Source organism: Turicibacter sp. T129 (assembly GCF_025594975.1).
Lineage (GTDB): Bacteria > Bacillota_I > Bacilli_A > MOL361 > Turicibacteraceae > Turicibacter > Turicibacter bilis.
Window position 1 is genome coordinate 1 of the sequence record NZ_JAMQUU010000062.1, and the last position, 742, is coordinate 742.

General features: G+C 39.5%; 1 protein-coding gene. It reads right to left on the minus strand.

Annotated features, from left to right (window positions below):
- Nucleotides 1-80: 80 nt before the first annotated feature.
- The coding region (tnpC, locus tag NEH75_RS10645; RefSeq protein WP_262948856.1) for an IS66 family transposase at nt 81-742 on the minus strand (662 nt) is incomplete at its 5' end.

Consider the following 742-nt stretch of genomic DNA (forward strand, 5'->3'; position numbering starts at 1 on the left):
GTAAGCGGGTAATAATAACACGTATAGAAAAAAGAAGACCTCACCTGTAGACTGAAAGTACAGATGAGGTCTCTTTTCTTTTAGATTCCTTTACAATATTCTTGAACCTTTTTTGCCCAGGGTAAAAAGTCCTCCAAGAGCTTTGGTTTCATTAAAAACTCAACATTTGGTAGGTGTTCAAATAAATAAGTTAAATACTTATAGATATTTAGGCCATGTTCCTTAGCCGTTTCGATGATGCTATAAATGATCGCATTGGCTTCAGCCCCTGATAAGCTTGTTGAAAATAAGTAATTTTTCCGTCCAATAACCACGGTTTTGATGGCACGTTCGGCACGATTATTCGATGCTTCTAATCGTCCATCTTTCAAAAATGCCATCAGTTCTTTCTTTTGATTTAAAACATAGTGAACCGCAGTTTGTAACTTACCTTTCATGGGAATGAAGCTCCCTAGAAAGTCATAAAAAGCCTCAATCACTGGCTTGACCTGTAACTGACGTTGCTCATAACGTTCCTCAGGGGATAACCCTTGAAGGGCTCGTTCAATCTTAAAAATTTGGTTACAGTAGTCAATGGCTTGTTTAGCTTTTCCATTCTTCCCCGGCACATCCTTGAACTTGCGACGGGCATGCGCCCAACATCCCACTAATTCAATATTCGGTAAGTTCTTATATCCGGAATACCCATCACAATGCAGGTAGCCTTTAAATCCATCGAGTAATTGTTCAGCGACGACTCTTG